The sequence below is a fragment of the Methanobacterium veterum genome (assembly GCF_000745485.1).
Classification (GTDB): domain Archaea; phylum Methanobacteriota; class Methanobacteria; order Methanobacteriales; family Methanobacteriaceae; genus Methanobacterium_D; species Methanobacterium_D veterum.
The window spans coordinates 445,254-471,228 of record NZ_JQJK01000009.1 but is presented as its reverse complement, the minus strand read 5'-3'; the positions used below and the strand labels follow the sequence as shown (position 1 = coordinate 471,228).

General features: G+C 36.5%; 20 protein-coding genes. 6 read left to right on the top strand and 14 right to left on the bottom strand.

The window, feature by feature from the left end:
• From EJ01_RS05485 to EJ01_RS05460, 6 genes are read right to left on the bottom strand one after another with little or no spacing between them, the layout of a single operon-like run.
• The gene (locus EJ01_RS05485; protein WP_048081394.1) at positions 1–1,713 is read right to left on the bottom strand and encodes a formylmethanofuran dehydrogenase subunit A; all 1,713 of its coding nucleotides are present in this window, start codon (positions 1,711–1,713) and stop codon (positions 1–3) included.
• Positions 1,714–1,721: 8 nt separating this feature from the next.
• Positions 1,722–3,098, bottom strand: coding sequence for a formylmethanofuran dehydrogenase subunit B (locus tag EJ01_RS05480; RefSeq protein ID WP_048081393.1), 1,377 nt, complete (start codon positions 3,096–3,098; stop codon positions 1,722–1,724).
• A 13-nt stretch (positions 3,099–3,111) separates the two neighbouring features.
• The gene (locus EJ01_RS05475) at positions 3,112–3,648 is read right to left on the bottom strand and encodes a molybdopterin dinucleotide binding domain-containing protein (RefSeq protein WP_084689147.1); all 537 of its coding nucleotides are present in this window, start codon (positions 3,646–3,648) and stop codon (positions 3,112–3,114) included.
• A 10-nt stretch (positions 3,649–3,658) separates the two neighbouring features.
• Positions 3,659–3,889 (bottom strand): 4Fe-4S binding protein, encoded by a 231-nt coding sequence (locus EJ01_RS05470; RefSeq protein ID WP_048081391.1) that lies wholly within the window; start codon positions 3,887–3,889, stop codon positions 3,659–3,661.
• Between the two features lie 18 nt (positions 3,890–3,907).
• Positions 3,908–4,948, bottom strand: a complete 1,041-nt coding sequence (fwdF, locus tag EJ01_RS05465; protein ID WP_048081390.1) for a tungsten-dependent formylmethanofuran dehydrogenase subunit FwdF — start codon at positions 4,946–4,948, stop codon at positions 3,908–3,910.
• Between the two features lie 4 nt (positions 4,949–4,952).
• On the bottom strand, positions 4,953–5,405 hold the full coding sequence (locus EJ01_RS05460) for a 4Fe-4S binding protein (RefSeq protein WP_048081389.1): 453 nt from the start codon (positions 5,403–5,405) through the stop codon (positions 4,953–4,955).
• Positions 5,406–5,762: 357 nt separating this feature from the next.
• Between EJ01_RS05460 and EJ01_RS05455 the strand changes: the two genes are divergently transcribed.
• The gene (locus tag EJ01_RS05455; protein WP_048081388.1) at positions 5,763–6,980 is read left to right on the top strand and encodes a molybdopterin molybdotransferase MoeA; all 1,218 of its coding nucleotides are present in this window, start codon (positions 5,763–5,765) and stop codon (positions 6,978–6,980) included.
• Positions 6,981–7,000: 20 nt separating this feature from the next.
• Here the strand turns inward: EJ01_RS05455 and EJ01_RS05450 are convergent, their stop codons facing one another.
• Together EJ01_RS05450 and fdhF are read right to left on the bottom strand one after the other, a co-directional pair.
• A complete protein-coding gene (locus tag EJ01_RS05450) occupies positions 7,001–7,486 on the bottom strand; it encodes a tetratricopeptide repeat protein (protein WP_048081387.1) in 486 nt (161 codons plus the stop codon).
• An 89-nt stretch (positions 7,487–7,575) separates the two neighbouring features.
• Positions 7,576–10,254: a formate dehydrogenase subunit alpha gene (fdhF, locus tag EJ01_RS05445; protein ID WP_048081462.1), complete on the bottom strand. Its 2,679-nt coding sequence runs from the start codon at positions 10,252–10,254 to the stop codon at positions 7,576–7,578.
• Between the two features lie 280 nt (positions 10,255–10,534).
• Between fdhF and mobB the strand changes: the two genes are divergently transcribed.
• Positions 10,535–11,239: a molybdopterin-guanine dinucleotide biosynthesis protein B gene (gene mobB, locus EJ01_RS05440; protein WP_048081386.1), complete on the top strand. Its 705-nt coding sequence runs from the start codon at positions 10,535–10,537 to the stop codon at positions 11,237–11,239.
• Between the two features lie 72 nt (positions 11,240–11,311).
• Here the strand turns inward: mobB and EJ01_RS16395 are convergent, their stop codons facing one another.
• The 3 genes from EJ01_RS16395 to nuoE all read right to left on the bottom strand — a co-directional run bounded on the left by EJ01_RS16395 (position 11,312) and on the right by nuoE (position 19,383).
• The gene (locus EJ01_RS16395) at positions 11,312–16,636 is read right to left on the bottom strand and encodes a chitobiase/beta-hexosaminidase C-terminal domain-containing protein (protein ID WP_052375874.1); all 5,325 of its coding nucleotides are present in this window, start codon (positions 16,634–16,636) and stop codon (positions 11,312–11,314) included.
• A gap of 366 nt (positions 16,637–17,002) precedes the next feature.
• Positions 17,003–18,886: an NADH-quinone oxidoreductase subunit NuoF gene (locus EJ01_RS05430; protein ID WP_084689146.1), complete on the bottom strand. Its 1,884-nt coding sequence runs from the start codon at positions 18,884–18,886 to the stop codon at positions 17,003–17,005.
• Between the two features lie 26 nt (positions 18,887–18,912).
• Positions 18,913–19,383 carry an NADH-quinone oxidoreductase subunit NuoE gene (nuoE, locus tag EJ01_RS05425; RefSeq protein ID WP_048081385.1) on the bottom strand — a complete coding sequence of 157 codons (471 nt, stop codon included), beginning with the start codon at positions 19,381–19,383 and terminating at the stop codon, positions 18,913–18,915.
• Between the two features lie 260 nt (positions 19,384–19,643).
• Between nuoE and EJ01_RS05420 the strand changes: the two genes are divergently transcribed.
• Both EJ01_RS05420 and fdhD read left to right on the top strand, forming a co-directional pair.
• Positions 19,644–19,964 carry a carboxymuconolactone decarboxylase family protein gene (locus EJ01_RS05420; RefSeq protein WP_048081384.1) on the top strand — a complete coding sequence of 107 codons (321 nt, stop codon included), beginning with the start codon at positions 19,644–19,646 and terminating at the stop codon, positions 19,962–19,964.
• A 112-nt stretch (positions 19,965–20,076) separates the two neighbouring features.
• Positions 20,077–20,835 carry a formate dehydrogenase accessory sulfurtransferase FdhD gene (fdhD, locus tag EJ01_RS05415; RefSeq protein ID WP_048081383.1) on the top strand — a complete coding sequence of 253 codons (759 nt, stop codon included), beginning with the start codon at positions 20,077–20,079 and terminating at the stop codon, positions 20,833–20,835.
• 14 nt (positions 20,836–20,849) lie between these two features.
• Here fdhD and EJ01_RS05410 read toward each other — a convergent pair whose 3' ends face one another.
• Positions 20,850–21,587, bottom strand: coding sequence for a SagB/ThcOx family dehydrogenase (locus tag EJ01_RS05410; protein ID WP_048081382.1), 738 nt, complete (start codon positions 21,585–21,587; stop codon positions 20,850–20,852).
• A gap of 295 nt (positions 21,588–21,882) precedes the next feature.
• Positions 21,883–22,467, bottom strand: coding sequence for a 6-phospho-3-hexuloisomerase (gene hxlB, locus EJ01_RS05405; RefSeq protein WP_048081381.1), 585 nt, complete (start codon positions 22,465–22,467; stop codon positions 21,883–21,885).
• Positions 22,468–22,605: 138 nt separating this feature from the next.
• Here hxlB and EJ01_RS05400 point away from each other — a divergent pair, with 138 nt between their 5' ends.
• Complete coding sequence (locus EJ01_RS05400) at positions 22,606–23,472, top strand: helix-turn-helix domain-containing protein (protein ID WP_048081380.1); 867 nt, start codon at positions 22,606–22,608, stop codon at positions 23,470–23,472.
• An 86-nt stretch (positions 23,473–23,558) separates the two neighbouring features.
• Positions 23,559–24,551 carry a coiled-coil domain-containing protein gene (locus EJ01_RS05395; RefSeq protein WP_048081379.1) on the top strand — a complete coding sequence of 331 codons (993 nt, stop codon included), beginning with the start codon at positions 23,559–23,561 and terminating at the stop codon, positions 24,549–24,551.
• Positions 24,552–24,566: 15 nt separating this feature from the next.
• Here EJ01_RS05395 and EJ01_RS05390 read toward each other — a convergent pair whose 3' ends face one another.
• Positions 24,567–25,883: a glutamine synthetase family protein gene (locus tag EJ01_RS05390; protein WP_048081378.1), complete on the bottom strand. Its 1,317-nt coding sequence runs from the start codon at positions 25,881–25,883 to the stop codon at positions 24,567–24,569.
• Positions 25,884–25,975: the final 92 nt, after the last annotated feature.

The following is a 25,975-nucleotide window of genomic DNA, read 5'->3' as shown; positions in this document are numbered from 1 at the left end:
TTATTTACTTGCTTGATTAATTGTTGTTTCAATTGGGTAAGGTAAATATTTGTCATATACCTGATAGTTTTCAAATTTAATTGAATAATATCTGGTAAAGTCAGGCATTACCCTTTCCATTACTGATTTTTCTTCTTCTTCTAATCCTTTTACGTTGGTCCATAAGGTCTGGCTTGGTTTGACGCTTACAACTTCACCGTCTTTAACCATGATTTGACCATCTTTAATTGTGTACATTGCAGAGCCAAATGCTTTTTCTATGGCTGCAGGTTCTTTAGATGGGTCTATGTCAAATGGGTTAATGTCGTATACAGCTATGTCTGCATTGTAACCAGGTGTGAGTTCACCTCTGTCCTGATATCCGTAGATTTTAGCTGGTCCTGCCCTAGTAATGATTGCTATTTCATTGAAGTCGTATTCCCTGTCAATGGTTGCGAGTGCGGTTCTTCTGTGAGACCATGGGTGGACTTCTTTGTTGTCCATCATTTCATTTCTTCTTTCGCTGCTCATTAACCAGGAGATGATTCTTGGGTATCTTATGAATGGACCTGCGTTAGGGTGGTCAGTTGTTAAACAAACTTGCCATGGGTCTTTGACTCCCATGAATAACTCTAATCCAACAGCCCACTGGAAAGCTGAAACTGGAGCTTTTGGTGAGTAAATACATGGTACAATACCAGATGCTGTTTCCAGTTCAATATCCTTGTTAGCCCATTTGAGACCGTTTAGCTGGTGTAAGTCAAATTCAAATGGAGCATCAGCTGTCATGGTTGTGGTTTCGTCAAGGGTTATCTGTCCAACGTCCATTGTTACGTGTTTATTTTTGTTTATGTAATCTGTAACATAATCTGCACCAGATTCAACATCTCTCCAGCTTGTACCAGCGTATGAGTGGAACTGAGCGTGAGTTATGTGGACAGTCTGGTTTCTGACAGGTGAGTTTTTCTCAACGTCTTTGACTATGTCTAAAGATCCTATGGTTGTTGGGTAGTTTCCTGGGTGTCCTAAATTGTTAGGGTGTATGTGTATTGAATGTGGTAATCCTAACTTTTCGTTAGCTTTTGCAAGCGCGGTTATTACTTCTCTAGAAGTTACGTCCCAGTATGGAGCAGGGTCGTCAATTCCGTGTACGTTCATACCCCATCCCCATGCTTCACTTCCACATGGGTTAACTATTTTTACACCGTAACATTTGGTGAGTTTTAACCATGCAGAAATAAATGCTGCGAGCTCGTCGATTTTACCTTCTTTAGCAAACTGCATTACAAACCAGTTGTTACCAAAGAGAGCAAGTGGAGTAACGTCGAGGTTAGGTATAGCCATTATTTCTTCGTGAGTGTGTTTAGCTTCTAGTGGAGGTACAGCTGCTTCTGTTACTGTTCCGTATCCCATTCTAGAGTACCTGTATCCTGTTGCAGGACAGCTTGGTATGGAAAATCCACTTTCTGATCTTGCCACACCTTTTTTACCGGTTACACCTTTTCTTGAATCTTCAGGTCTGTATAACCTACCTACAACAAGTTTTGGTCCTGCTACGTGAGCGTGAGGATCAATTCCTGCAGGCATTACAATTTTGTCAGTTACGTCAATTACTTTAGCATCAGAAGAGACGTTGTCAACGATTTTTCCATCCTTAAACATTACGTCTTTCTTTTCTCCTGCTATCTTGTTGGCAGGGTCGTAAACAATACCGTTTTTAAGTATGTATTCCATGAAATCACCTATTTAGCTAAAGCTCCTTCTTCGGATTGTGAAGTTCCTTGCTCAGCTTTGATTTTTTTAACTCTTTCTAATAATTCTTTTACGATCCATTCATCGTCTCTGCAAGTTTCAGGTTTGTCTATAGCTTTTTTCATGTAGATTGGAACACCGTCCATCCTATAACTGGTACCAGCAGCTTCCACACCTATGAAGGATCCTGGAAGTACTACATCTGCTATTTCAGTTGATGGTCCCCAGTGGATATCTATCTGTATGACTGGAATTTCTGCAAGGTGTTTAACAGCTCCTCCAGGGTAGTGTGCTCCTGGATCTGCAGCTATTACCATGAATACATCACATTCTTTCCTTGTTAAGAGATCTATAGTGTTAGTTTCCCCGTTCATGTATCTCTGGTATCCTCTTGAGAAGTCGACACCGTATGGGAATCCAGTTTCATAAGACATGAAAATATTGAACCCGTTAACGTTGAAGTGACCCCTCATAGGCATCAGTACCCATTTGGAGTATTTGTTTAAGTCAGCTATCATTTGAATAGCTATGTCAATGTTTCTCTGTTTGGATAATGTGTGGGTTAAACCTAAACCGAAGTAAAGTGTACCGAATTGAGCATTTTTCATTTTTTCGGTTAATTCATATATGTCTTCTTTAGGTATACCTGAGATTACATCTTTTTTAAGTTTTTTACCTTTTAAAACTGCCCTTATAGCGTTGTAAAACTCGTAGTCCCCGTTTTGTTCAAACCCAATCCATACATCTGACATTTTAGCTGTGTCACTGTATTTAGGGTCCATTGTAACAACAGTTCTGTCGTATCTTCCCCTTGGCCTGAAGTATCCCCTTGGGAAAGTACTGTATCTAGCCATGTGTCTTGGGTGAGAGTTCATAGCGTTACTTCCAGTGTAAACAACCATGTCTGCACGGTTTTTACCTTCTCCGAGGGTGAAAATAGGGTATCCTACATTCTGAACTGCCTGGATAGAAGGACCGTGGCAGATAGTTGCCTGGTTGTCTAATACAGCTCCTACTAATTCACCAAGTTCGAGACCGTGGTGCATGGTTTCAATTGAAGTTTCACTCCAACCGTAGAATACAGGTCTTACAGCTCCAGCTATAAGTTCTGCAGCTTTATCTAAAGCAGCGTCCCAGTCAACTTCTTCAAGTTCACCTTCTTCATTCCTTATCATTGGCACTAATAATCTCTGGTCCATATCTTCCATAATCTTACTAGCACCTAGTCTGCAAGCATGTCTTACTGCAACAACATGCCCATCTTTAACTAAATAATCTAAATCGTCACAGTTACATCCGCAAAAAGCGCAAGTACAGTTTTCTACGATTTCATCGTAGTCTGTTATTGGTTCTTCGTAATTTGCCATTTATGTAACCTCCTTATAATTTCTTGTAGACCGGCATCTCTCCAAGTGAAGTAAGTTTGGCGATGCTTTCTTCATCCTTATCATCGACGTATTTTTTGTAGGTTGCCCTCATAAGGTCAGCCATTAATAAAACGTCTTCTTCAGATTTTTCAACTGTACACATGATCCCTTTGTATGTAGGGTCACAACAGCAGTAGGTTTCAGGGCTTGTTACTACATTTGCCCATGGTCCTTTTGGTATAAATATTGTGCCTTCATGAGGTGCATCCCTTGAGTGAGCAGCGAATACTATTACTTCTCCCCAGTCAGAAACAACTTTCACATGTTCCCAGTTAGCGACACCTAATTTAGCCATGTCTTTAGGGTCCATGTATGCTACTCCAGCAACTTTTCTGTATTCATCTTTAAGGGTAGATCCTCTTTTTTTGCAAGCTCCTTGGTAAATGTCGGAACCTGTGTTAAGCATTACTTCTAATTTAGTTCGTTCTTTAGCAGTTGGTTCTTCAAATTTTACTACTTTTGGAACGGCTGGTTTTTCTACATAAGTCAAATTTAACACCTCATTCTAGCCAGATTGCATCTGTAGGACAGAATACTTGGCAGGTACCACATTTTGTACAGCTATCTTTACTGAATAATTTGATTACTCCATTTTCAACCATCATAATTACGTCTTCGGTCTTAGGACCGTGTCCACCTGAAACTTCAGGACTGATTGATGCATTTATTGGGCATGCGACTACACAAACACCGCATCCGAGACATTTGTCTTGGTTTACTTTAAGTTCCATTTGATCACCTGTATGATTTTAAGTTTTTAAAGATTCTAATCTTTGTTGCCATGATTTGGATTTAGTAGGTGTGTAATTAACTGCAGTTCTTTTTACGTTTATGGCTTTTGTAGGACATACATTTGCACATGCTCCACAGTATATACAGAACTGTTCTTTTTTATCGATTTTTTCACCGATTTCAGCTGGTTTGGATGGTTTGTGGAATTCTAATACATCACATGGGCATATATCTACACATGCTCCACATGCTTCACATTTTTCTTCGTCAAATTCCAGTTCACCTTCAAATGGTTTTTCAACAATTACTGCTTCTTTTGGACAGACGTCTTCGCACCATCCGCACCTTACACATGATTCTTCATCAATGATTGCTTTACCAGTGATTTCAGCTGCTTCTGGGCTGATTTCGTATTCACCGTATGAACATGCTCTGCATGCTTCCATTATAGCATTTTCAGGACATGCACGTTTACATACACCACAGTAAACACATTTTTCTTCATCTACTGATATTTCAAAGTCTTCAGGACCTTTCTGTTCAATTGTTATAGCATCTGCAGGGCACATTTCTTCACATACACCACAGTCTATACATTTTTCTTTGTTGATCTCGATTTCACCAGATACAAGTTTTGACCTGTCAGGGAGTATCCTTGCAACGGTTACTGCTTCCTGTGGACATGCTCTTTCACATGCTTTACAGTAAACACATGCATCATCACTTATTTCTGCAGAAGATACGAGACGTGGGTAAGTTTCTATTTCTTTAATTGGTTTACCGTCTATTGTGAGATCTAATGCATCTACAGGGCATGCAACATCACACATACCACAAAGTACACATTTATGTTCGTCGATTGTTATTTTAGGCTCTTCAGCACCGGTTCTTACTATTGCACCAATGTCGCCGAGTTTTATTGCCTCTACTGGGCATATCTGTTCACAAATGCCGCAGCCAACACATGTTTCATTCTTGAATGACAGCTTTCTTTCTTCTTCAGCTGATCTTTCAATGTCGAAATTCTTGGCTTTGACTTCTTTTACATTTGCAGCCATTTTTTTATTCCTCCATCATAATTTTAATTGAGTTAGTAGGACATTTTTCTTCGCACATGAGACATCCACAACATGAATCATTGTCTATCTGTGCTTTGAGATTATCCAACGATATGGCATTCATCAAACATGTATCTACACAAAGCCCACAACCAATACATGAATCCCTCACTTTTGCTCTGTATTTTTGGTTTAAACATGTCTTAACAATTGTTCTTGTTGTATCCCTGTCTTCCAAAAGAGCACTTGTTAGCTCCAGAAAATCCTTTGGACAAAAACCTTTAATGAGTTCTGCTATCTCTATAGATCCCATCGATATATTTCTACCATTCAAATAATGAGAAAGTGTTGATCTGTCCATATCCAGCATTTCAGATATTTCTTTCTGGCTGCGTCCCTCTCTAATGAGTTCTACTGCCGCTAAATATTTTAATCCTGAAGCAATGTGTTTTGGCATGATGGACACCTTGTGTATTAATTACACATCTTGTTTTTATAAATATATATATTTCGACTAGGTAAATATGGAAAATTATATATAATGATGTGTATCAAGTACACATCTTTACATTATAAAAATCAGCGTACATATACATACTTTTTCAAAAAAATTGCATACAATTAAATCCATTAGAATCATTCAATTTTACATTTCAAGCCATATAAATCGTTTTTTCATAACCCCATTTTGAACCCGTTTTATGGTCATCATGATTTTAAAATTTAACAAAATAACAACCTATTTGCACTAGCTTTTCAAGACATATTAAAGGTTAAAAAATAATCAATTTATGATATTTAACTGGTGTCTATTATGTACTCATCAAACTTAATTCCGGTAGAAGATGCACTAAAATTAATTGAAAGTGTTAAAATAACACTTAATAAAGAAGATATTCCTCTTGAAGAAGCAAATACAAGAGTTTTAGCTGAAAATATTGAAGTACTGATTGATGCCCCTCCTTTTGACAGATCTGCAATGGACGGGTATGCTGTAATAGCAGAAAATACAGCGGGAGCATCCGAATCTAATCCAATATATCTTGAAGTTATAGATGAAATTGGTGCTGGAAGCGTGTCTAATCATATTTTAAGTCAGGGAAAAGCTATTAGAATAGCAACAGGGGCACCCATGCCTTCTGGCTCAAATGCAGTTGTAATGGAAGAAGATATTGAACACGTAGATAACCAGATTAAAATAACTAAAAACGTTGCTTTTAATAGAGATGTAGCACTTAAAGGCGAGGATTTAAAAAAAGGAGAAATTATTTTAAAGGAGGGACAAATTCTAGATCCTAATCACCTTTCTGTGATAGCCTCATCAGGTTACAGCAGGGTCAAAGTATTCAAAAAACCTGAAGTGGGAGTTATTATAACTGGAAATGAGCTTGTAGATCCAACCACAAATCTTGAGCCAGGGAAAATAGTGAATTCAAATAGATTTGCTTTAAAAGGACTTGTTGAAGATTCTCTTGCAGTGCCCCACATTAAACACTGCAGAGATGATTTAGATACCATGGTAAATGAACTCCATGGATATGCCCAAAAATATGATGTAGTAATCACAACTGGAGGGACTGCAATCAGCAAGGGAGATGTTGTGGTAAGCGCAACTTCTAAACTTGGAGAAGTTCTGGTTCACGGCGTTGCCATCAAGCCAGGAAAACCTGTTGGATTTGGTGTTGTAAATAATAAACCTGTTTTCATGCTTTCAGGTTATCCCGTAGCGGCAGCAGTACAGTTTGACATTTTTGCAAGAAATTACATCCTAAAAATGCAGAATATCTACAAAAAATTCGATTTAATAGAATGCACTGCAGGCGACGATATAAGATCATCTAAAGGTAAGTGCAATATAATAAGGGCAAAACTTGAAGAAGACATGGTTTACCCAATAAAAACAAAAGCAGGCATAAATAAATCAGCAGTGCTGTCAAACTGTTATATATTCGTTGATGAAGATACTAACGATATAAAAAAAGGTGAAAAGTGCAATATACTTAAATACAGCTCTTTAAAAGTTTTTGAGTGAATTTAAGTTATATTTTTACTTTATTCCTGATTTTTTGTAATCTGATCAAGAAGTTCCTGAGCTTCCATGAAATTTTCATCCTTCACAAGCAGACCTTTAAGTATTTTAGCTGCTTTATCATATTCTTTGAGATGGTACAATCCATTGGCATACAGGTATGAAGCATATTTATAGAAAGCGTCATCATCTTTAGAGTAAGTGTAAAGGAAATTGTCAAGTGCAGTTACAGATTCATCATATTTTTTTAACATAAACAGAGTGTATCCTTTATTATACCAAACCATCCTATCAAGGGGATTTATACGAATAACCTGTTCAAAACAGTCCAGTGCTTGTTCATATTTCTTAAGTTCCAGAAGGGCTATTCCTTTATTGTTCCATGCCGGGAAGAAATCTTCATCCAGATTAATTGCCTTATCAAAAAATTCTACCGCTCGTTGAACTTCACCCTGCCCTAAAAAGGACATCGCTTGTTTATGAAACACTTCAGCTTCTTTTTTACCCATTAAAATCAACCTCAAAAACTCTCTTATTTTCTGTTATGATTACTTATTTCAACATCATATAAAAATAAAAAATTAAAATTATGATAAATTTACTCTTTTTCAACCTTCACCGCACAAACCTTAAATTCCGGTGTATTGGATATAGGGTCCATCGCAGGGCTTGTAAGAACATTTGTAGGTGTTTCACCGAAGTGGAACGTCATAAAGACTACTCCTTTTGGAGACATATCAGTTACTTCTACCCTTGTTTTAACTTCACCCCTCCTTGAGATTACTTTAACCATATCTCCATTTTCAAATCCAAGTTCTGCCGCATCTTCAGGATTTATTTCTAGTGGATCATCACCGTACAATTCAACAAGACCATCAGCGGCTCCAGTCATGGTAGTAGTATGATAATGATAAATACTACGCCCTGTTGTAAGGAGCAATGGATATTCTTCATCAGGCAGCTCAGCAGGAGGTCTGTAGTGTAAAGGTATGAACTTCCCTTTGCCGCTTTCAGTTGCAAATTTTTCCACATGCAGAATTGGAGTTCCAGGGTCTTTTTCATCAATGCAAGGCCATTGTATGCCCTCTTCTTCAATACGGCCGTAGGTAATTCCACCAAATATTGGAGCAACTGAAGCAAGTTCATCTACAATAGAGGACGCATTCTTAAATTCAAATCCTTCTGCACCCATCTTTTTAGCAATTTCACAGGTTATTTCCCAATCGGCTTTAGATTCACCTACTGGTTCTATTGCTTTTCGTACCCTTTGCATTCTTCGTTCTGCATTGGTAAATGTACCATCCTTTTCAGCGTAAGATGCTGCAGGCAGTACCACATCAGCCATGCGCGCCGTTTCAGTCATGAAAATATCCTGAACTATTAAAAAGTCAAGATTTTCAAGGGATTTAATGATGCTTGAAGAGTCAGGCTCGCTTAAAACCGGATTTTCACCCATGATATAAAGTGCTTTAACCGTTCCAAGACTTGATGCACCTATAACAAACGGCATTTTTAATCCTACAGACTTATCTAATTCACAGCCCCACATTTCTTCAAATTTCTTATAAACTTCCGCGTCATCGACCTTCTGGTATCCCGGATACGAATCAGGTAAACAACCCATATCACAGGAGCCCTGAACATTATTTTGCCCCCTAATCGGGTTTACTCCAGTGGAAGGTTTTCCGATGTTTCCTGTAAGAAGTGCCAGGTTACTGAGCGCAAATACATTGTCAGTTCCATGAGAATGCTCTGTTATACCTAACGAGTACAGAATAGATGCAGGTTTTGTTGATGCGTATAATCTTGCGGCTTCTCGTATTTTTTCTTTGTCAACTCCAGTAATTTCCTCAACAGAGTCTAGATCAAATTCTTCAAGTGATTTTTTAAATTCATCGAAGTTTTCTGTGCGTTTATCGACAAAAGAAGAATCATACAAGCCTTCCTCAATTATCACTCCCATCATACCCATAAGGAGAGCAACATCAGTTCCAGGATTATGTTTTAAGAACACATCAGCATATTTTGAAAGCTGTATCTCCCTTGGATCTGCAACAATAAGCTTTTTACCCTTTTTAGCTGCCTCAATCATTCTCATACCTATAACTGGATATGACGCCGTTGCGTTGGTACCTATAATAAATAGACAATCCGCATCAGGTATTTCGTCTATAGAATTACTCATTGCCCCGCTCCCCATACTTCTGGCAAGCCCTGCAACCGATGGTGCATGGCATGAACGTGCGCAGTTATCCACATTATTTGTGCCCATTACAACACGTGTAAATTTCTGGAGAGCATAATTATCTTCATTTGTGCATCTTGCAGATGAAATCGCTGCGAAAGTGTCTCCCTTATATTTTTCAAGATTTTGAGCTATAAAATCAAGTGCTTCATCCCAGCTTACTTCTTCAAATTCCCCATTCCGCTTTATTAAAGGCAAAGTCAGCCTGTCAGGGTGATTGATGAATTTATATCCAAATCTACCCTTAACACAGAGGTTGCCTTTATTTACCTTATTATCTGGATCAGCCCTTACACCTGTAATTTCATTTCCGCGGACTCCAAGATAGATACTGCAACCAACACCGCAGTATGGGCATGTACTTTTAACTTCCCTTGAAGGTTTTGGACTGTTTTTAGGAACAAGTGCACCAACAGGGCATCTTACAACACATTCCCCACAGGATACACATGCCGATTCCATTATAGGCCTATCCGCAAATGTTGTAATTTTTGTATTGCACCCTCTAAATCCAAAATCAACTGCATTTACACCCAGCATCTCACTGCATGTTCTAACACATATCCCACACAGTATACATTTCTTAAGATCCCTATCGAAAAATGGATTGGATTCATCCTTTTCAAGATCTAGAGTCGAACACCTTAAACTTCCCAGATCATCCCTTTGAATACCAAGATAAGAAGCTATTTCCTGCAGTTTGCATTCATTATTTTTAGCACATGTAAGGCAGTCCATCTCATGGTTTGCAATTAAAAGCTCTGCAACAAGCCTTCTTACTTTATTTACTGCTTCACTTTCACTTTTTATATTCATACCTTCCTGTGCAATTGTTTCACATGATGTAACCAATCTTCCATCATCATTTTCAACTAAGCACAATCTACATGCCCCATATGGTTTTAATTGAGGGCTGTAACATAAATTTGGAATATAAATGCCGTTTTCAAGTGCCGCCTCAAGTATAGTGGTTCCTTCTTCCGTTTCTATATTAAATCCATCTATTGTAAATGTGATTTTATTTTTCTTCATGTTAATCATTGAAATCTGTAAATTATCAAAATTAGATTCTAAAATGAGTATCTATCCATTGCATACATACCCTTTTATCTCCAATAATATGGAAAATATCCGATATATGTAAGTTATTTAGAAATTATATATCATCATATTTATTTATATTGAAATTCCCAAAAATAAGGTACAATATATACTAAAGCAAAATTAGTTTATGATAAGTTATTATAATTGAACACGCTTTATTAATGATATATTACTCAAAGAAACATTGAATTATTCTATAGGTGTAATTATGAAAGTTATAGCTGTTTCTGGAACAAAAAATACTGGAAAAACAACACTAGTTACAAGAATTGTTGCCGAACTTACAAGGAGAGGCTTCAGCGTTGGAACCATTAAACACACACACCATACTTTTGACCTTGAAGGTAAAGACACATGGAAACACAGGGAAGCCGGGGCTGAAATTGTAGTGGGTTCAGGTGATGAAACCTTTTTAACTGTAAATGAAAATATGGACTTAGACCAGATTTTAAGCATGATAAAGTTCATTAAAGACCTTGATTTTGTAGTTCTAGAAAGTTTTAAACACTGTAAATATGCTAAAGTAGCTACATCCGATATTGAAGATGAATTCATAATAACCCGAGTTAATGCCCTGAAAATGAATGAAAATGATGTTAAACCGATTGTAGATCTAATTGAAGAACGAAGCTACGGCATTTTACAGAATTTGGATTGTAAAAAATGCGGCTTTGAAAACTGTACAGAGTTTGCAAAAGCGGTTGCAAAAGGCGAAGCAAAAACGGGCACAGAATGTAAAACTGAATCTGATGAAATTCTACTCAGAGTAGATGACCGTATTATCCCAATGAACTTCTTTGTACAGGATTTCGTTAAAAATGCAGTTGTAGGCATGATAAAATCCCTTAAAACTGAAGAATTTGGAGTATATGAAGGTAAAAAGATTGAATTGATAATAAGGGATAAAGATTAGTTTAATATATTACATATACTATTTTTGAACCATTTAAAAAATTTATTTTAAAAAAATAAGGAAGAAATAACATTATCTTCCTGTTTTAAATTGTAAAGTGTAGCCACCTGCATTATTACCTGCATAGTCTTTTACTGCATAAGATGGGATGTAAATCCGGTACCATGTGTAACTGAGCCTCCTGCTGGTCGTGTTGATATAAAGTGTGTTTCCCGAGATCCATTTGGTAATTGAAACTAGTTTTCCAGTGCTGAGATTCTTTATATAAATTTTAGACCAGTTAGTACTGCTTTTAACGCTTTCACTGAGTTTAATTGCAAATGTTGCAGTTCTTGAAACACCGGTAGCTCCATTTTTAGGTGAAGTGGAGACTACTTTTGGTATCACTTTATCAATGGTGTACTTCTCAGTGCAAACTGAAGATGGATTACCTGCAGTATCAATTGCTATAAACCTCAAAGTGGTTGTAGAAGATATTGTAATCGGTCCAGTGTACAGCTTACTCTTTGATGTCGGCGCAGTACCGTCTAAAGTATAATATATTTTTCCAGGCTCATTCATCGACAGAGTTATGGTTTTAGTGGCATTATACAATCCACCTTTGATATTAGCGCTTGTTACAGGCGGTTTTGTGTCTATTTTGAAGTATCCTATATAATCATCTGATAAATTCCCTGCAGGATCTACTGTGAAATATATGATTTTTGTTTTTCCATCAGTTAATTTAATCGGATTAGTATACCTATGTGAGGTTTTCCAATCATCAAATGTGTAGTAAATATCCGCCTCTTCATCATCAGACTCCAATATGAGAGTTACATTATGATTGTATAATCCTTCGTCAACATTCTGCCACACATCTGGAGCTGTTGTATCAATTGTATATAATTCAGCGTATATGCCAGAAAGGTTTCCTGCATCATCCATTGCTACATATTTCAGCACAGTATGCCCTTCATCACTTATTTCAATTGGATCCGTGTATAATTGGCCGTATACTGATGGATCACGCCCATCTAAGGTATAATAAATATTAACATCGTCGTCAGAGTTTAAGGTTACAGTAATCACGTCTTTGTGTAATCCTCCCTTAGGATCGGTCCATAGTTTCGGTGCCGTGGTATCGATGGTGTATGTTTCTGTATAAATGTCAGACCAGTTTCCAGATCCATCAACTGCTGCATACTTCAGTTCAGTTGTTCCTTCTGCACTTATACTGATTGGACCGTTGTATAATTGACCATATACTTTTGGATCAGTTCCATTTAATGTGTAGTAAATTCTTGATTTCTCATCATTGGAATTTAAACTCACATTCACAGTATGGTTATACAGGCCTCCTTCAGTATTATCCCAAACTTCAGGTGGAAGATCAAGTGTATATGTTTCCTGCAGTGCATCTGCCCAGTTTCCAGATCCATCAACTGCCCTGTAGGTCAGTTCAGTTGTTCCTTCCAGATCAATTGTAATAGGACCGCTGTATAACTGCTCATCGCCCCCATTTATCCTGTAATAAATGTCTGCATTTTCATCATCGGACTCCAGAACGACAGTTATTCCATTATTGTATAATCCTCCCTTATGATCTGCCCATACCTTTGGAGCAGTGGTGTCGATAGCATATGTTTCTGTGTTAATCTCTGACCAGTTTCCTGCGCCATCTGTAGCTATAAATTTCAGTATAATTGTTCCCTGGCTGTTTATATAAATTGGACCTGAGTATATGTTGCTTGTCTCTGTTGGATCGCTTCCATCAGTTGTGTAATATATTACAGCGCCTTCTTTATTTGAGGTAATGTTTACAACCTTAGTTTGGTTGTATGATCCACTTTTTACATCAGCAGCAGCTTTTAATTTCACATCCATCTGGCTGTTTACCACATTATCCGATGAATTTGAATCATATTCTGCACCTGACACTGCTGCTGTACCTACAAATGATCCTAACTTTTGAGCTTTTACAGTGATTTGAGCAAATACATCGTTTCCTGCTGAAATATTGCCAATATCCCATATACCAGTGAGTGGATCATATTTACCTTGAGAAGTCTCTGCAGAAACAAAATCAAAGCCTTCAGGCAGTACATCAACTATTTTAACACCTGTTGCATTGTTTGGACCATTATTTTCCACATGGATGGTGTAGCCGACATTCTGCAGATAATTGATTTCACCATTTATAATCTTTTTAACATTTAGATCAGCGGCTGCAGGCACTGTAAGGGTTACACTAGATACATCATTTCCAGTATTCTGGTCATATTCATTTTGTGCGGTTTTTATGGCAGTGCAGGTTAATTCAGTATTTGAAGCTGTGATTTTCCCAATAACTGTAAGTGTTGCAGTAGTACCACTTGCAAGTGTTCCAACATTCCATATTCCAGAACTGTAAGTACCTTGATTTGTGGATGAAGAGACTATCTGTATTCCTTCAGGCAGAATATCTGTAATTTTAACTCCTGATGCTATATTTGGTCCATTGTTTGTCACATTGATGGTGAATTTAACATTTTGCAGGTACTTAGGCGCTGCATTATCAACAGTCTTTTTAACCTTTATGTCTGCAGCAGCAGGCACTGCAATAGATGTACTTGATGAATCATCATTACTATCTCTGTCGTACTCGGTTACAGAGGTTTTTTGTGCTGCATTGACGATTACCCCAGTTTTTGTGACATTTCCTGTGATGTTTAAAGTTTTAGATTCGCCGCTTGCAAGGTCACCGATATTCCAGATTCCAGTTAAATAATTATAGAGTCCTCCTGAAGTGTCTGAAACATATCGGATACCCGGTGGGAGTAAATCAGTTATCTGAAGTCCAGTTGCATCATCTGGGCCGTTATTTACCACTTTAACTGTGTAAATAATATTTTGAGAATATTTAGGTGTTGCATTGTTAACAGACGTTGTAACAGCGACACTTACAGCTTTTGGTATGTCTAAAGTTAGGCTGGATGCATCATTTCCAAGATCGGGATCAAATTCATTTAATTCTGTTTTAGCAGCATTACTGATTATACTGGTATTTGATACGTTGATAATCCCCATTACTTTAAGGAACACCGAAGCACCTGAGTTAAGGTTCCCAATAGTCCATAATCCATTAGAATAGGATGTTCCCTCTGAAGGAGTTATAATAACATTTGATAACCCTGGCGGCACCACATACTCCACTGTTACTCCAGATGCATCATCCGGACCATTATTTTTTGTAGTTACAACAAAGAGGACAGTTTGTTTATATTTAGGGTTTTTATCATCTGCTGAAATTGTTACATTTATATCTGCAGTTCCCTTAAGGTCACTTGTAAATTTAGACATGAATACATCACCTGCACCATTTAAAGACTCATCATAAGCTCCAAGAGTTGCTGGAAAATTAGTTGAACCAGTCTTACCTGTGATGATAATATTCCCAGAGGGATCTGCAGCTATAGCATATCCAACATCACCATAATTTCCCCCAAGATAAGTAGATGCAAGGAGTTGAGTTAAATTACTGTTTAACTTTGAAATGATCACATCGCCAGGTATAGACCTGCTGAATTGATCTCCATCCCCGTTGAATGATTTGTCATATGCCCCTGGAGTAGTTGGGAAATTGGTTGATGATGTACCCCCTACAATGAAAATATTCTCCAGAGGGTCTATATCCATCCCGTACACAATATCATAATCATTTCCACCGAGATAAGTGGATGCAAGAAGCTGTGTGAGGTTGCTGCTAAATTTAGAAACAAATATATCATAAGTTCCGCCGTTGTAAGAAGTATCATAAGCTCCTGAAGTTACTGGAAAACTGGTTGAATTTGTATATCCTGAAACAAAAATGTTTCCAGATAATGAACTAAATATTATGTCTGTTACGTCATTTCCTCCAATAAAAGTAGATGCTAAAACTCCAAAGAGGTTATTATCTAATTTTGAAATGAATAACGTTTTTCCGCTGTATGATGCGTTATAAGCTCCGGTTGTCACAGGGAAATTAGATGAGTTAGTAAATCCTGCAATGAATACCTTTCCAGAAGGATCAACTGTTATCCCATTGACAACATCTCTATCTGTTCCTCCAAGATAGGTGGATGCTAAAAGCTGCGTGAGGCCGTTGTTAAACTTAGAAACAAATATGTCGTAATCTCCTCCATTGTAGGACGTATCATAAGCACCAGGTGTTACTGGAAAATTAGTTGTAGCCGTACTACCCGTGACAAAAATATTTCCTGATGAATCTATGGCTATATCCTGCCCTGAATCTGAATTACCCCCAATAAAAGTGGATGCAAGAAGTGTTGTAAGATCGTTGTTTAATTTCAAAACGAACGCATTATCTGGGTATGGAGCATTATTATCAAAAGTAGTGTCATATGCTCCTGAAGTTACTGGGAAATTAATAGATTGAGTAGATCCTGTAATAAAAACGTTTCCTAGCGAATCTACTGCAAGTGAAGAAACACCATCATATTTTATTCCTCCCAAATAAGTGAATGCTAGAAGCTGTGTAAGGTCGCTGTTAAACTTGGAAACGAATATATCATAATATCCATTGAAAGAGGAGCCATATGATCCAGAAGTTACTGGAACATCGTAAGATTGTGTTGTTCCCGCAACAAAAATGTTTCCATGAGAATCTATAGAAACAGCCTTTGACGTATCAGAATCACTTCCCCCCAAGAAAGTAGAAGCTAAAAGAGGATCTATAGTCAGATCATATGCTTTATTGTAATTCCCAACCTTGAATCCGTAGTAACTGCCGTTTACAATATAATTAACACTCACATTGACCCTTTTCCCGTTAATTATCTGATAAGCGATTGGCGCAGTCATTTTTAAAATACCGTCATCGGTCACTATTTCAAGCTCGCCTTTTTTATTGATTTTAAGGCTGTTTGCCCCTTCAATCAAAAATAGTATATCATTTGGATTCCCATTTGGTTTAACCTTGAATATTTTTTCAAAGTTTTTACCATAAGCCTTGAGAGTTAAATCAATATTAGGATATAAATCAGCATAGTAAAGCTGGTTATACGTTGGAATACTTTTTTTCCATTTATTTTTGTCATTTCCTTTAAAATAATTGACTATCGTCTTTGATTTGTTTGTCCCTTTCACGCTGACATTGTTGGAACCAACAAAGTGTTCCTTGACCGCATGGCTGTTATTAAGAAGTATATATGTTATGCCGTCGTATGTAATGTAAGCATTACCAGAAATCGTTGTGACATAGTATTTTACCTTACTATTGTTTAACTGTCCCTGATTTTCAACGAAAGGCACTTGAACGTTGCCCAGTTTAGATGTTACATTGGAACTAACGGCAGAATGACTCGAAGTCGTGTTTGCCGCCGCTGCTGTCCCGCAAAATAAGAGTGTGACAGTTAAAATAATAGTTAATATCAATAGTTGCCTCTTAATTCTATCCCCTCCTTAATTTAGAATATTAACTTTGTTTTTCGTATTTATTTAGGTAGATATTATAGTTTATTATTAAAGCTGAACTGAAAGATTTACAAAGTGATAGATATATTCTAAAAGCCTCAATTTATACAAAATAGATTATAAATTGTTAATATGCAAAAAAAGAAAATTATAATCCATATATGTTATTATTATAATCCTTTATAACATAAATCAATTGATAAGTTCATAAAATAAGTCTATTGAGTTAAAAAACAAGTATGTTAAATTACTATTTAATAATTATAAATCTAATAACTCCAATATAATTAAAAGAAGTTAAAAATAATAAAAAAGATGTTCAAGCAGTTATTTGCCTTCATCTATCTCTATTTTTGGTATGCATTCCATAGCATCATATTTTCCTGAACACAGCTCGATGCAGGTACCGCATTTAATACATTTTTCCTGGTCAATTACATGAGGTTCTTTCTTTTCACCGCTGATTGCATCTACAGGACATGATTTAAAGCATAACCTGCAGCCGTTGCATTCTTCAGTTATTATATGGTAAGAGATGAATTCTTTACATGCAAGGGCAGGGCAGAGCTGGTCATTGATGTGTGCATCGTATTCATTTTCAAAGAATTTTAACGTTGTAAGCACCGGATTTGGTGTGTTTTGGCCCAAACCACACAGCGAACCTTTTTTAATCCCTTCTGCAAGGTCTTTAAGCAGCTGTACATCTTCAGGTTTACCTTTTCCTTCAGTTATATCAGTCAATATATCCAGCATCTGTTTTGCACCTAATCTGCATGGTACGCACTTACCGCAAGACTCTCTCTGGGAAAATTCAAGGAAATAACGGGAAACTTCAACCATGCACGTACTTTCGTCCATTATAACAAGACCGCCAGAGCCCATTATGGCACCAGCCATAGTAAGAGAATCATAGTCTATTGGAGTGTCTATGAAGCTTTCAGGAAGACATCCCCCAGAAGGCCCTCCAATTTGCACTGCTTTAAATTTTTTGCCGCCAGGAATACCTCCACCGATGTCGAAAATTACTTCTCTTAAGGTTGTTCCAAGAGGCACCTCAATTAAGCCCGGCCTTTCAATTTCACCCACTAGAGAGAATGTTTTGGTCCCTTTACTTGAGTCTGTTCCAAATTCTGCGAATTTATCAGGGTTTTTCTGCATTATAAGCGCTACGCTTGCAAGGGTTTCCACGTTGTTTATAACGGTTGGTTTACCGAACAGGCCAGAAGTTGTTGGGAACGGAGGACGTGTACGTGGAGTTCCCCTTTTTCCTTCAACTGATGCTATTAGTGCAGTTTCTTCACCACATACAAATGCACCGGCACCTTCTTTTATTTCTATATCAAAATTAAATCCAGAGCCACAGATATTCTCCCCTAAAAATCCATATTCTCGCATCTGTTTTATGGCGTGTTTTAAATGATCAAGTGCAAGAGGATATTCAGCTCTGCAGTATATGTATGCTTTTTTCGCGCCGATGACATAACCTGCTATAAGGATTCCTTCCAAAACAGAGTGAGGATCACTTTCAAGGAGAGACCTGTTCATAAATGCCCCAGGATCTCCTTCATCAGCGTTGCATATCAAGTATCTGGTTTCTCCTCCAGAATCACGACAGAACTGCCATTTCATCCATGTAGGGAATCCTGCTCCTCCCCTTCCCCTAAGTCCAGATTCTTTTATTTTTTCTATAACTTCCTCTGGTGCCATTTTAATAGCATCCATAAATCCACTGTACCCATCATTTGCAATGTAGTGGTTGATATTCTTTGGATCTATAATACCGCAGTTACGTAAAATTCGCCGAACCTGAGGTTTTAAAGCTTTTGTATCGAAAAATAGAGGTATACCCTCAATTTTTCCTTCTCCAATAGTTCCAAGGGCATATTCAGGTAAAGGATCATCTTTTACAATGTAAGATCTAATGATTTCTTGCGCTGTCTTTTTTGTTACATTTCCATAAAAAATTCCAGGATTTCCCTGCTTAAAAATCGTTATTATTGGTTCTGCGTAGCATAACCCAATACAGCCCACTTCAATGATCTCTGCATTTGCATTATTTTTCTCCAATTCCTCTTGAATTACAGATTTCACAAGAGCTGCACCTGCCGATTTTCCGCATGTGGCAGAACCTATGAGTATCAACGGGTCTTCGCCTTTATAAAGCGATTCATATTCATTTTTTGCAGTTTTAACTATTTTATCGAAATTCATTGATTTCCCTTTTTTAAAGTTTTGATCTAATTACTTGCTTTTTCTTTACTTTTTTTCCTTTTAAAAAGCCTTTTAATATTTTTTAAAGATATATGGGACTCAACTTCATCATTGACCATGGCGCATGGTGCTAAAGCACAGCAGCCCAGGCATCCCACAGATTCAAGAGAATACTCTAAATCAGTGGTTACTTCTCCTTCTTTGATACCTAAATGTCTTTCAATTCCAGCCAATATTTGAGGTGCACCCTGTACGTGGCATGCAGTCCCTGTACAAACCATTATATGTTTTTTACCCACAGGAGTAAATCTAAACTGAGAATAAAACGTTGCAACTCCATATATTTCGCTTTCAGGCATCTTCAAAAAGTTTGAAAGCTCTACTATTATATCTTCAGGCAGGTATCCATAATTAGACTGGATATCCTGTAAAATAGGAATTAATTCTGATTTTTCGCCTTTGTAACTTGATAAAATTTCGTTTAATTTGTCTTCCATTCTTTTCCACCGGTTTACCAATTACATCGATTAAATGTACTGGTTTAATTTGACTTATCAGTTGACTGATTGAATCTTTTAAAAAGAGTAATGATATAAAAATATACATTTTTTCTATTTATAGTTATTTCACACCCAATTATTTGAAGTTTTTTGGAAGATTTTTAAGGGGCTGTAAATGAAACTATAATCAGTAATAAATATATCAAATTAAAATCATATTATAAACAGGTAAATAAAAAGAAATGGGGATAATAACCATGGCAGATGAACTTCCAGATCATTATGTAAGTATAAGAGAAAGATATAAAGAATTTGGGAATGCATTAAGTGATTTAGGTAGAATAACAGATCAATCCGGCCCTATAGATCATAAACATTCACATTTAATTCAGCTTGCAGCATCAGCTGCCATAAGATCAGAAGGTGCCGTACACAGCCACGCAAGAAGAGCTCTTGAACTTGGAGCCTCTCCTGAAGAGTTATATCATGCGTTAATTATTGTCACAAGTACTATAGGATTCCCAAATGTAGCTGCAGCCATCTCATGGGTAGATGACGTTGTAATGGATACGAAATAAATAATTAACTCTTTTTAAAGCATTAATTTATTAATTTTTTATTTTTACATCAGTTTTAATAATCAGTGCACTAATTAAATATAGACAGACTTTTTGACTACGAGGTAATTCCATGGCAGAAATGTTTAAGAAAGTAAATGCTACACGTATTGATAACGGAATCTCTCAGGTAGAGGAAAAAATCGTTAATGACGAGCAAATCAAAATTATCATAAATGAAACAGTCACTAGAAGTTTCTCCATAAGCCCTAACTCTTTAAAAGAGTTTGCAGTAGGATACTTACTTGGAGAAGGATTGGCTGTATCTGTAGATAATATAACCGAAATAAAGGTTGAGGATTATACCATCAACGTAACTGTTGACCTTGCTGATTTTGATATTAGAAAAGAACTGATCGTGGGATCTGACTGCTTTGGAGGGTGGAGAACCAAAATTGATTATATAAATGAAGTAGATTCAGATTATACTGTTTCCAAAGAAGATATATTTGAAGGATTTAAAAAATTAAAAGAAGAAGCCCATGTATGGCAGGAAACCGGCGGTACTCACATAGCAGGCCTTGTAAATAAAGATACTAATGAATTTATAGGTATAGAAGATGTAAGCCGCCACGTTGCAGTGGATAAAGTTATAGGTGCAAGTGCACTTAAAAAAATAGATTTTTCAAGGAGTTTCCTCGTATACAGCGGAAGAATGCCTGCAGACATGTTAATAAAGGTTGCAAGGACTGGAATTCCAATTTTAACTTCTAATGCTGCCCCCACTTCTTCGGGTTATTCAGTTGCCCAAAAAGCAGGAATAACATTAGCAGGATTTGTCAGGGGAGAACGGTTTAACATATATACACATCCCTACAGGATTTTAATATAAAAACAGTATAACACCTATGTGTTATACGCAGAATATCCTACTGGATAAATATATATCGTATTTTCATTCTCTGAAAGGCCGAGAACTGTATGGACCTGGTCGTCTTTAAATGAACCTAATGCTACTGTTACCAGACCTCTGGCTTCAGCTTCCAGGTAAATATTTTCTCCAGCATGCCCTGCTTCTAAATTCACAAATCGAGTACAAAGTGTTTCATCTTTATATTTAGCCACCATTTTACTGTAATCTCCAGTAATTACGATATCTACTGGAGCTTCTTTTACCCATGCCTGTCCGTTTGCAGCCTGTGATAAATCTGAACGAACATCACTTTCTGATGTTTTCTCCAGTGTGTTGTTATAAGGATTATAATGATATACTCCTTCACTTAACCCTGTTACCCCATCTTTACCTACAATAATATATACTTCCAGTGGATAGACCTGTCCGCCGGAGGGTACCGATCTTAAGTTGTTAGCTTTATCAGTGATTCCCTGCGCAGCCCACATAAGCTGTGAAACGTCTTGTAAAGTTATAGATTGATTAGTATAATGCCTTACAGAACGTCTATTTTGTATAGCTTGCTCCACAGACACGTTACCCTGAACTATAGGGCTTGGAAGATTTACTGTGCTGATAACTATTCTCTGGCTGTTACTGGTTGTTGTAGGTTGAGGCCAGACTAGATAAGCAATTGTTATACCAAGTAAGATAATTAGAATAATTAGAATAATTTTTCCTTTTCTGGACATAACTAGTACTCTCCGTCCATTTTACATATATAGTTTAATATTGCCTGAAATTAATCAGGGTATATAAAAACAAAAAAGTCATTTAAAAAAAGAAAATCATCCAAAACGTGTTGAAAATCAAAGATTTTTGTTGGAGTGATCTGTTTAATTCCAAAAAATCACTCCAAAACAGTATGCCTCCCCTTCAACCCGGTGAATCTATCGATTCACGGCCGCAAAATTGAAAATTTTGCCGGCTTTTTAGAAAAAAGGATTGATCAAAAACACACTGTAACTATCAACTCCCCTTAAAAAATCACTCCAAAACAGTATGCCTCGCCTTCAAATCTTCTTCTGTTTTTCCCATTTTATGCATGAGCTCAGCTATGACACCTTCAAGGAATATAAAAGTTGATACTTCAAATAAAGTTCCAAGTGGAGACAGTGGTTGATGCCTTCCGTTTATCTGACGTTTAATATAATCTTTTTCTGTGTCAATTTTAGTTCTGCCTTTAATTGGCATTATCAAATCAGAAAGACCCCCAAGGGTTGAGTCTTCATAAGATGTTACAGCAATTATTTTTGCCCCTCTTTTTTTACTTATTTTAGCTGTGCTTATAATAAAACTGGTCTCTCCTGACCCTGAAATTGCAAGTAAACAGTCATCAGCATATATAGCTGGAGTTATAGTTTCCCCGACCACATACACACTTATTCCAAGATGCATTAACCTCATAGCAAAGGCCCTTGCAACCAGTCCAGATCTTCCAAGACCTATTATAAAAACATTGTTTGCATTAATTAGCATGTCCAGCATTTCTTCAATGCGTTCACTGTCAATTTCTGATGATACACCCTTAATATTGTCCACTATTTCATCTATAGCCTCATTTAAAATCATTTTCTCACCGGTTGCAGAATCTATATTTCTATATTCTTTCTTAGTATATTTACCTATAAATATTGATTTGGTTATATCATTTTAATAATAGAAAGACTGAAATTACATCCATACTTTGACAACTAAGCCGGGGTTAAAATGAAATACCATCCAAAGGTAAGCCTTATAATAGAAGGACATACATTTAGTTATAAACTTTTTGAAGCGCTTGAACACGTATCCAGAACATACTCCCAGCGGAAAGCTGCTCAAGAATTAAACATATCTCATGCAGTGCTGAACCGGCGCATTAAGGAAGCTGAAGAAAAACTTGGTTTTAAACTTCTCGCTGCAACTGGTGCAGGTTCTGAGCTGACAGGGAACGCAACAAAAATCCTTCAAAAGTATAAAAAATATACAAATAGACTTAAAGATCATGAAAAAATCATTATTTGCGGAGGATATGCTTCTTCGAGGCTTATGGAAACGTTATCATCAAAATATGGTTTAAATGCTGCAGTATACAGAACAAGTGATAAAAATGCAATTCATCTCGCTAACCTCGATATGGTGGATATTCTAACACTTGACGACCCCGTGCACGCATTTATACAAAATTTAGACTTTGTACCAATTGCATATGACCACCTGGTTCTCGTATCCGGCGCAAGAACACATCATGACATCAAGGAGTTAAATGGGAGAAATTTTGTTGAAATTCTTGATTCACCCCAAAGGCTGGCATGGAATACACTGGACGATAATAAAATTCAGTATAAATTAGCGCGGGAATTTAAATTACCCTATGATGCCCTAAGATTTGTCCAAAAAAATCCTGAATTTTATACATTTATAAACAGCAGCCTATGGGAAGGCTCAGATATTATAAAAAATGATACAAGGCACATCATAAGTTGCGTTATATGTAATAAAGAAGATAAAAGAATAAATGACTTTTTAAATTTCATTTTGACGTTTAAGGGGCAGAGATTAGTTGAAAAGTGCGGATTTGAAAGTGTAAGATAATTAGTTTACATGGTAATATAAGTGGCTTTATATATACCCATGAATGAATAAAGGAAAGTTAACTAGATGTTGGTAGAGTGGTTAGTATGGGTATCTTAAAGAAAAAAATCAGCAAGTACAACAAATATGTCATTGAGATTGAGAGCGAAGAACTTGAAGCTAATGATCTTAAAAACATTGAAGATGTTATCATCGTCAGCAAAAAAGACTTTGAAAATGAGTTGAATAAATCTAAGGAATTATCAGCAAAACTAGAATCTAAAGGCTTAGAGATTAAATTAAAAGGCCTTAAACTTCAGGAAAAAGACATAGAAATTCAGAAAGCAAAATCAGAAATTGAAGAACTTAAAGAAACCTACAACTCTAAAATTACTACGCTTGAAGATAATTATGCAACTAAATCAAATGAATTATCTCTTTTACTCAATAATAAAGAAACTGAACTTGAAGATCTTAAAAATAAATACAGTAAACTCAAAGAAGAATTTGAACATAAATCTAACTCTTTAAAAGATAAGCTCGAAGAAAAGGAAACCATACACAATCAGATGGAAGTTTATCGAATTGGAAATATAGGACTTAAAAATGAAATTGAGAGCAAAACAAAAGAGATTAATGAATTAAAAAATGGATATAACCAGTTAAAAACTAATTATGACGAATTAAAAGGCAATTATAGTAATATCCAGGATATTAAATCCCAGCATGAGAAGGAAATAGAAAAACTTCGATCAAGTACAAATAAACTCGGGATGATCCAGGTAGAACACAATAAATTAGTTAATAATTACAGACATCTTCAGGAAGTAGTAAATAAGAAAGATAAAACTATAAATGAATTAGAATCTAAAAAACGGAAGTTAGAACAGTATCTTTCAATGTCAATGGAAGCCATAACTACTTTAAAAAACCTTGGATTATTTAATAGATTGTTTAATAGAATTCCAGAGGGTATAGAAGAACTGCAGGAAGATATTAAAAAGTTACAACCTCCAAAAGAAATAGAAATAGAACCTGTAAGAGCTAAAAAAACTACAGATGTCTTGGGAATAAAAGAAGATAATTTCGAAGACCTTTAGAAACTTTTTTTACAACTAATATTTCTCAAGGAGTAGTTCCACTTCTTTTTCTAAATTAAAATTTTTTAAATATTCTATTTCTGCTTTTTTAACTGCAATATAAGCTTTGGAAAGTTCCTTTCCCATTGCATCCATGATTATTTCATCTTTTTCCAGCTCTTCAATTGCATTTTCCAGTCTGGAAGGTAGAATTTTTATTTTATAATCTTTTCCCTGTAAAATATTTCCAGGATCTTCCTGAACAGGCCTTTCCAGTTCCATTTCCTGTGTTACTCCATCAATTCCTGCTGCAATAACTGCCCCCAGTGCCAGATAAGGATTAGAAGACGCATCTACTGTTTTTAACTCAAAATTCTTGATCTCCCCATCAAATTCCTGAATAACCCTAATAGCAGCCTCCCTATTACCAATTCCCCAGCACTGAAAAGCTCCACTCCAGTAATGCGGTTTAATTCTATGATAAGAGTTGGTAATTGGGGTGGTTACGGCCATAAGTGCAGGCAAGTGATGCAAAACACCAGCTATAAACTGACTCCCTACCTTAGAAATTCCATATCTTTCTTCAAAATCAGGTAAAATATTTTTACCTTCCCTCCACAGGCTCAAATGCAAATGACATCCGCTTCCAGCTTTATCCACAAATATTTTAGGAAGAAATGATGCTGTTAAACCATATTTACCTGCAATTGCCCTTACAGTTTCCCTAAATATTATTTGATTATCACATGCCTTGAGAGCCTCGTCGTACTTAACTGTAATTTCCTGTTGTCCAGGTCCAGATTCAGCATGGTACTGCTGGACTTCCATACCCTGCAAAATGAGTGCTTTAACCATTTCATCAATAATTTCTCTATTTATATCCATAGAATAAGTTGATGCAAAGGAAGTACTATCAGCAGACAAAATTCCATCTTCAGTTTTCTTTAAAAGGTAAAATTCATTTTCAAATGCCCCTTTAACTGAAAATCCCATTTCTGCAGCTTTATTGACCATCCTTTTTAAAAACCCTCGGGGGCAGTAATCCCACGTCTCTCCCCTTTTTTTCATATCCCCTATAAAACGCCCATGACCTGGAGAATATGGGACAGGCGTAAAACTTGAAAGATCCGCTTTAAGCTGGACTTCACCTACTGGACTAAGTCCGCTTTCTTCAACGACAGCATCATATACTGCAGGTACTCCCTGCTGACCTTCAGAAATGCCTACATAATACCTAGAATCCTCCGAAGAATTCTTATAAATCGATTTTGCCCTTATTATGTTTGCATTATCACACCAAAGTATTCTGATAAACTCAATATCGGAAGGTACAACAGATTTTTTATTAACCATACCACTTACCCCACAACAGCTTAATAATTAAATTAATCATTCCAGACATTATTTAAAAAGCTTAACTTAAATTTGTTTTAATCATTTAGAAC

What these genes read in the sequence shown, in the direction of transcription:
- EJ01_RS05400 (WP_048081380.1), top strand. Translation starts at nt 22,606, where the DNA reads ATGAAATACCATCCAAAGGTAAGCCTTATAATAGAAGGACATACATTT.
- EJ01_RS05455 (WP_048081388.1), top strand. Translation starts at nt 5,763, where the DNA reads ATGTACTCATCAAACTTAATTCCGGTAGAAGATGCACTAAAATTAATT.
- nuoE (WP_048081385.1), bottom strand. Translation starts at nt 19,383, where the DNA reads ATGGAAGACAAATTAAACGAAATTTTATCAAGTTACAAAGGCGAAAAA.
- fdhF (WP_048081462.1), bottom strand. Translation starts at nt 10,254, where the DNA reads ATGAAGAAAAATAAAATCACATTTACAATAGATGGATTTAATATAGAA.
- fdhD (WP_048081383.1), top strand. Translation starts at nt 20,077, where the DNA reads ATGGCAGAAATGTTTAAGAAAGTAAATGCTACACGTATTGATAACGGA.
- mobB (WP_048081386.1), top strand. Translation starts at nt 10,535, where the DNA reads ATGAAAGTTATAGCTGTTTCTGGAACAAAAAATACTGGAAAAACAACA.
- EJ01_RS05410 (WP_048081382.1), bottom strand. Translation starts at nt 21,587, where the DNA reads ATGTCCAGAAAAGGAAAAATTATTCTAATTATTCTAATTATCTTACTT.
- EJ01_RS05390 (WP_048081378.1), bottom strand. Translation starts at nt 25,883, where the DNA reads ATGGTTAATAAAAAATCTGTTGTACCTTCCGATATTGAGTTTATCAGA.
- fwdF (WP_048081390.1), bottom strand. Translation starts at nt 4,948, where the DNA reads ATGGCTGCAAATGTAAAAGAAGTCAAAGCCAAGAATTTCGACATTGAA.
- EJ01_RS05480 (WP_048081393.1), bottom strand. Translation starts at nt 3,098, where the DNA reads ATGGCAAATTACGAAGAACCAATAACAGACTACGATGAAATCGTAGAA.
- EJ01_RS05460 (WP_048081389.1), bottom strand. Translation starts at nt 5,405, where the DNA reads ATGCCAAAACACATTGCTTCAGGATTAAAATATTTAGCGGCAGTAGAA.
- EJ01_RS05470 (WP_048081391.1), bottom strand. Translation starts at nt 3,889, where the DNA reads ATGGAACTTAAAGTAAACCAAGACAAATGTCTCGGATGCGGTGTTTGT.
- EJ01_RS05450 (WP_048081387.1), bottom strand. Translation starts at nt 7,486, where the DNA reads ATGGGTAAAAAAGAAGCTGAAGTGTTTCATAAACAAGCGATGTCCTTT.
- EJ01_RS05420 (WP_048081384.1), top strand. Translation starts at nt 19,644, where the DNA reads ATGGCAGATGAACTTCCAGATCATTATGTAAGTATAAGAGAAAGATAT.
- EJ01_RS05485 (WP_048081394.1), bottom strand. Translation starts at nt 1,713, where the DNA reads ATGGAATACATACTTAAAAACGGTATTGTTTACGACCCTGCCAACAAG.
- hxlB (WP_048081381.1), bottom strand. Translation starts at nt 22,467, where the DNA reads ATGATTTTAAATGAGGCTATAGATGAAATAGTGGACAATATTAAGGGT.
- EJ01_RS05395 (WP_048081379.1), top strand. Translation starts at nt 23,559, where the DNA reads ATGGGTATCTTAAAGAAAAAAATCAGCAAGTACAACAAATATGTCATT.
- EJ01_RS05430 (WP_084689146.1), bottom strand. Translation starts at nt 18,886, where the DNA reads ATGAATTTCGATAAAATAGTTAAAACTGCAAAAAATGAATATGAATCG.